At 66.2% G+C, this 6,000-nt stretch carries 7 protein-coding genes; 3 read left to right on the top strand and 4 right to left on the bottom strand.

The window, feature by feature from the left end; all coding sequences use genetic code 11:
- Both RT91_RS06590 and RT91_RS06585 read left to right on the top strand, forming a co-directional pair.
- Nucleotides 1-1,201 (top strand): ISL3 family transposase (locus RT91_RS06590; RefSeq protein WP_035186321.1); only part of this gene is annotated, 1,201 nt, incomplete at its 5' end.
- Nucleotides 1,202-1,220: 19 nt separating this feature from the next.
- A complete protein-coding gene (locus RT91_RS06585; protein ID WP_240314220.1) occupies nucleotides 1,221-2,384 on the top strand; it encodes an ATP-binding protein in 1,164 nt (387 codons plus the stop codon).
- A 36-nt stretch (nucleotides 2,385-2,420) separates the two neighbouring features.
- On the opposite strand, the gene RT91_RS06580 is transcribed toward RT91_RS06585, so the two are convergent.
- The 4 genes from RT91_RS06580 to RT91_RS06565 are packed head-to-tail and all read right to left on the bottom strand — an operon-like array spanning nucleotide 2,421 to nucleotide 5,454.
- Nucleotides 2,421-3,434, bottom strand: coding sequence for a glycosyltransferase family 4 protein (locus RT91_RS06580; RefSeq protein ID WP_035186314.1), 1,014 nt, complete (start codon nucleotides 3,432-3,434; stop codon nucleotides 2,421-2,423).
- 51 nt (nucleotides 3,435-3,485) lie between these two features.
- Nucleotides 3,486-3,893, bottom strand: a complete 408-nt coding sequence (locus RT91_RS06575; protein ID WP_013639797.1) for a hypothetical protein — start codon at nucleotides 3,891-3,893, stop codon at nucleotides 3,486-3,488.
- Nucleotides 3,890-4,303, bottom strand: a complete 414-nt coding sequence (locus RT91_RS06570; protein WP_011941756.1) for a rod-binding protein — start codon at nucleotides 4,301-4,303, stop codon at nucleotides 3,890-3,892. Before RT91_RS06570 ends, RT91_RS06575 begins: the two co-directional genes overlap by 4 nt.
- Nucleotides 4,300-5,454, bottom strand: a complete 1,155-nt coding sequence (locus tag RT91_RS06565) for a flagellar basal body P-ring protein FlgI (RefSeq protein WP_007421676.1) — start codon at nucleotides 5,452-5,454, stop codon at nucleotides 4,300-4,302. Before RT91_RS06565 ends, RT91_RS06570 begins: the two co-directional genes overlap by 4 nt.
- A gap of 106 nt (nucleotides 5,455-5,560) precedes the next feature.
- On the opposite strand from RT91_RS06565, the gene RT91_RS06560 reads away from it, so the two are divergent.
- A complete protein-coding gene (locus RT91_RS06560) occupies nucleotides 5,561-5,959 on the top strand; it encodes a flagellar assembly protein FliX (RefSeq protein ID WP_013639799.1) in 399 nt (132 codons plus the stop codon).
- Nucleotides 5,960-6,000 lie beyond the last annotated feature (41 nt).

Below are 6,000 nucleotides of genomic sequence, written 5' to 3'. Positions count from 1 at the left end.
GCCATGGCGTCTGGCAGGTCAGCATCTGGAGACGGGGAAGCATCCACACGAGCTGCATCTGCGGCTGGAGGCGGATCGGGGTTCTCTGTTTGCCTGCCCGGAATGCGGTCGGGTCTGCAAGGCACATGACTTTGCCGAGTTCCGCTGGCGGCATCTGAATTTCTTCCAGCACCACTGCATTATCCTTGCACGGGTGCCCCGCGCGGACTGCCCGGAACACGGGGTGAAGCGGGTGCGGGTACCGTGGGCGCGGGAAGGCAGCGGCTTCACGCTGCTGTTCGAGCAGGTGGCGCTGATGCTGGCGCGCGAAATGCCGGTACAGGCGGCGGCACGGCAAATGGCTATCACCGACCAGCGGCTCTGGCGAATCATCGGGCATTACGTCGGGCAGGCACTGGATCGGCTCGACCTTGCCGAACTGAGGGCGGTGGCATTCGACGAGACGGCCTCGAAGCGGGGCCACAACTACGTCACGATCTTCATCGACCTGGAACGAAAGTCGCGGCCGGTGATGTTCGCCACACCCGGGAAAGGCAAGGAAACAATCAGCCGTTTCAAGGATTTTCTGATAGCGCACCACGGCAAGCCGGGACAGATCGTCGAGATGGTCTGCGACATGTCCCCCGCCTTTCTGGCGGCTCTGGGTGAAAGCTTCCCCGAAGCTTCAGTGACGGTCGACTGGTTCCATGTCGTGCAGTTGTTTACCAGGGCCGTCGACGACGTGCGCAAGGCCGAGGCGCGGTTGGTCAAAATGCCGTCCGCCGTTCGTTGGGCCGTGCTCAAGGCCAGGGAACGCAACCTCACGCAAAAGCAGGCTGTCGCCCTGGCCGAACTGGAGGCCGGCGGTCTGCTGACCGCCGTCGCCTGGCAGATCAAGGAGAAGCTCCGCTGGGTCCGTATCGCGCCGACGCTCCAGGCCGCCCGCTGGCGACTGTCCCATTTCATCCGTCACGCCCGCAAAAAAGTCAGTCTCGGCCCAATGCTGGATCCGGTTCTCACCGCCATCAAAACCGTCGAAAAGCAGAAGGAACGCATCCTTCGCCGCTGGGCTTCAACCTACAGCAACGCCCGCATGGAAGCCCTCAACGGAATCTTCAAGGCCGCCCGCGCCAGAGCCCGCGGTTACCGAAACGCCCAAACCTTCATCACCATGATCTATCTGATCGCTGCGCCGCTCAGCGAATTATTCAAATCCACTTGAAACGTCGAGGAGCCTGAAAATGGAGGCGATCGGCCAGCTGACGGGCGGTATTTCGCACGACTTCAACAATCTTCTCACCGGGATTCTTGGCAATCTCGACATGCTGGCGACGCGGATCGAGCAGGGCGACCACGCGTCCGCGATGTCCTATCTCGATGGCGCGCGCAGCGCCGCGAGCCGGGCCGCCGGCCTGACCCAGCGGCTGCTGACCTTCGCGCGCCGGCAAGCCCTGGCGCCCGCCGCCATCTCGGTGGCGACGCTGCTCGACGACCTGCACGAACTGATCGACCGGACCGTGGGGCCGGCCATCGAGGTGCAAACGCTCTACCCGCCGGATCTCCGCGCCGGCTTCTGCGATCGCAACCAGCTGGAGAACGCGCTGCTGAACCTCGCCATCAACGCACGCGACGCGATGCCGGAAGGCGGCAGGCTCACGATCGAGGCGAGCAATGCCACGCTGGTAGCACCCGCCCGCGGCCAGACGCACACGGAAGGCGACTATGTCCGGCTGACCATCACGGATACCGGCTGCGGCATGTCGGACGCCGTCAAGGACCGCGTCTTCGAGCCGTTCTTCACCACCAAGCCCGCAGGCCAGGGCACCGGGCTCGGCCTGTCGATGGTGTATGGTTTCATCAAGCAGTCGGGCGGGCACATCGAACTTGCCAGCGAGGCCGGCAGGGGCACGAAGATCAGCCTGTTCATTCCCTGCAACCAGCTTTCCGGCGCCACAGAAACATCAGACGCTCCGGCGCCGGCGCCCGACATGCGATGGGACGAAACCTCCGGCCTCATCCTCGTCGTCGATGATGAGCCGGGCCTGCGCACGCTGCTCGCCGACATGCTCCGCGAACAGGGATTTTCCGTGCGGATGGCCGCGGACGCGGAAGCCGCCCTCGCGATCCTTCGCGCGGAGCCGGATATCGATCTGCTGATCGCCGATATCGGGCTGCCCGGCGCCATGAATGGACGGCAACTGGCCCTTGCCGCGCGCGCCGACCGCCCCGAACTGCCCCTTCTTTTCGTGACCGGGCTGGACGAAACCACATCGTCCGGACCGCCGTTCGACAGCGCGCCCACCGCGATGCTGCGAAAGCCCTTCTCGTTCGGCTGCCTTCACACGCAGGTCGGCCTGTTGCTGGCCCATAGCCGGACGGCGACACCGCCCCGAAGCATGGGCTGACCGGACGCTCCTCGGGAAATCGTCGATCCGGCGGTTTCAGCCGGCGAGCGCGCGCAGGGCCCTTGCCTGATCCGGCCAGTTCGGCAGGCCGCCAGCATGTTTCCAGGCAATGGCGCCCATCTGCGCCCTCAGCGCCGGGCTGAAGACCAGGCGGCGCAGCGCCTTGCCGAGCTGGGCGACGTCATCAACCGGGGCGACGATGCCGGCCCCGGTGGGCACGAGCTGGCCGGCCGCGCCGCCATCGCAGATGGCGACGGGCAAGCCGCGCGCCATCGCCTCGGCAATCGCCATGCCGAATCCCTCGAAGCGCGTCGCCAGCGCGAACATGTCCGCCTCCGACCAGGCATCATCGAGCGCGCCGCCGGTGAGCGGCCCGCGCCGTTCAACGCGCCCGGCAATGCCGAGATCGGCGGAAAGACGGTCGAGCCCCGCGGCATAATCCGGATCGCGCGGCTCTCCCGCCAGGACCAGCCGCCAGTCGAGATCGTGCAGCGTCGCAAGCGCGCGGAGCAGAATGTCGTGCCCCTTGCGGTATGTCAGGGTTCCGAGGGCCAGCAGCGTGCAGGGGCTTCCGTCGGGCGGGACCGGGCTCAATGTACGGCATGGATAGCGGTCGGTCCCGGGGACCAGCACCGTGATCCGTTCGCGGATGACGCCGAATTCGGCCGACAGCCTGTCGGCGATCGGATCGCTCGCGGCGATGACGCGGCTGAAACCGGGCAGGACCTGACGCTCGAATGCCTTGAGCGCCTGCCGACGGTCCTCCGGCGTGCCCGGCTCAAGGGCTGTCGGATGGTGGATGAGGGCAATCGCCCCGCGCGCCTGCAGCGCCGGAATCGCATCACGCGCAAATTCGAAGGCCGCACCTTCCACAATCACGAGCGCCCCGGCATCCATCCGCTCAGCGAATGAGGATGCGACCGGCGCATCCAGCGCGTGAACCTCCGAACTTCCCCCCAGTTCCCCCCAGGCAGCGAGCAGGCGGCGGTGGTAGAACGATGCGCCCGTCACGGATTTGAACGGGGCTTCTGTGATCAGCACCAGCTTCATGGAACCGGGATGCCACAGGCACCCCGATCTGGCCAGAGATCGGCGGTGAGATCAGGCCCGCAGGACGAGCGCGACGGGGGCGGTCGGCCGCGCCGCGCCCTCCTGGCCATAGGGCTGCAACGGCTCACCGGCCGCGCGGCTCGTATCGAGCGCCTGCATGACCGTCTGGATCACCCGTTGCTGCGTCTCGATCGCCTGGCGCAGCAATTTCCCGTTGGCCGCCGCCGCCGCGTCCAGGCGCTGCTGCACCGCCTCGACCCGCCGGCCGTCGCGCGGTTTTCCGGCGACGCCGAGATCCAGGGCGGCCTCCAGGCGGCCGATCGCCGCGCGCTTGGCCTCGGCAAGCGCCGCGCTCACGGCAAAATCCTGAATCGAGAGGCTGCGGTTTTCCTCTTCCAGGATCGCGGCCAGGGCCTCGGCGGCTTCGATTGCACTACCCGGTGATGTGTCGTTGTTCATGAACCTGATCCTGTCGATGAGGAGGGCGCCGGAGACGCCGCGCCGTGCGACGTCGCGCCGGATGACATTTTCGCCTTCTGCTGGTCGGCCTCGAGCGCGCGTTCGATCATCGGTGCCAGGCCGAGGCCGCCCCGCGCCTCGATCGACTTCGCGATCGCGTCGATGAAGAAGGGCCGGAACGATTTCTCGACCGAGCCGCCGCCGAATGGCGCCTGCGCCGAGCCGACGGAGGAAAACATCGGCTTGAGCAGCTGGGCGATCGCCATCGCCTCGAAATGATGGGCGGCCTTCACGATTTCGGCACTGCCCTGGGGCGACTGGCCGGCCCGGGGAAGCGGCGCGGCCTGCGGCTTGGTGAGCGAATCGAGCGCCGCACCGAGAGGCAGACCGGATACGGAGCCCACGGTCATTGCACGACCAGCCGTGCCTGCAGGGCGCCGGCCGCCTTGATCGCCTGGAGGATGCTGATCATGTCGTGCGGTGCGACACCCAGCGAATTCAGGCTCGAAACCAGTTGCTGCAGGCTGATATTGCCGTGCACGATATCCATCTTCTTCCCCCTGTCCTTCTTCACGGAAATCGAGGTCTGCGATGTCGCGACGGTGGTGCCGCCGGCGAGCGGATTGGGCTGGCTGACAACCGGGGTGTTCTTCACCGTGACGGTGATGTTCCCCTCGTCGATGGCGACGGTGCTGATCCGCACATTCGCACCCATCACGATGGTGCCGGTCGCCTCGTCGACGACGACGACCGCAGGCGTAGACGGCTGAACGCGCAGATCCTCGATCTCGGCCAGATCGCTGACGACATTGCGCCCCTTGAGATCAAGGGTGATCGTGCGCGGATCGTCCACCGTTGCAATCCCCGGACCAAGACGCTCGTCGATCACACGCGAAATGCGCATCGCGGTCGTGAAATCGGGGTTGCGGAGCTCGAGTTTCGGCGTCTTCTCGGAAGCCAGCTTGAAGCTGACCGAACGCTCGACGATGGCGCCGTTCGTGATCCGGCCGACCGTAGGCACGCCCTGCGTGAAGGATGCGTTCGCCCCCGCGGCCTGGATGGCTCCGGTGACCAGCGAACCCTGGGCGACGGCATAGACCCGGCCATCGGCGCCGAGCAGCGGGGTCACCAGCAGCGTGCCGCCGGTCAGATCCGTCGCATCGCCCATCGCCGACACCGTGACGTCGATCGTCTCGCCGCTATGGGCGAAAGCCGGCAGGTTCGCCGTGACCATGACGGCCGCGATATCCTTGGTCTGCAGGTTCTGGGCCTGGTTCTGCGTGTTCACGCCGAGCCGTTCGAGCATGCCGATGAGCGACTGGCGCGTGAAGATCGAGTTGTTCAGCGAGTCGCCGGTACCTCTGAGGCCGACGACGAGGCCGTAGCCGATCAGCTGGTTGTCTCGTATCCCTTGTATGTCGGTGATATCCTTGATCCGGACCTCGGAAAATGCCGGGCGCATGCACTGGATAAGGATGCAGACCGCCGCCCAGGCGATCAGCAGAACCGCCCGCCAGCGATGCTGGCCGCTGCAGCAGATTGCAAAGAAATTTCGGGTCATCCTGGCGCGATCATTTTGGTCACTGCACAGGACTTTCGCAGCAAAAAGTTAACAATTTGCAGCTATCAGAAATTTTGTGAGGCGGCGGCTTCGGATGGAGAGTTGAATGACGAGAGTTTCAGGGCTGCGCGGCAGCGGGCCGGTCGGCGGCATTGGCGGCAGGACCGGTCCCGCCGCTGCGGCAGGCGGCGGCTTCACGATCACGACCCAGAGCCAGCAGGCCGCCATCGCGGTCGCGCCGGTGGACATGGCCGGGCTGATCAGCCTGCAGGACGAGGACGGACCGGTCCGGCGCGACCGCGCCGCGCACAGGGCCGGCGAACAGACGCTCGGATCGCTCGCCGCGCTCCAGGCCGCGCTGCTCGGCGGCGCCCGGCCGGATCTCGACGCGCTGCGCCAGATGATCGAGAACATGCCCCGTCCCGCCGATCCGGCGCTGCAGACCGTCATCGGCGCCATCAGGCTGCGCGCGAGAGTGGAACTCGCCCGCCACGAAAGGTTGTGACCATACGGTGAATTGCTCCCTTCGTGGCCTTGGCGTCCGAT

The organism is Acidiphilium sp. JA12-A1 (assembly GCF_000724705.2).
In the GTDB taxonomy this organism is placed as follows: domain Bacteria; phylum Pseudomonadota; class Alphaproteobacteria; order Acetobacterales; family Acetobacteraceae; genus Acidiphilium; species Acidiphilium multivorum.
Note: the sequence above shows the minus strand (reverse complement) of the source record. Positions and strands in the feature narration are given on the sequence as shown.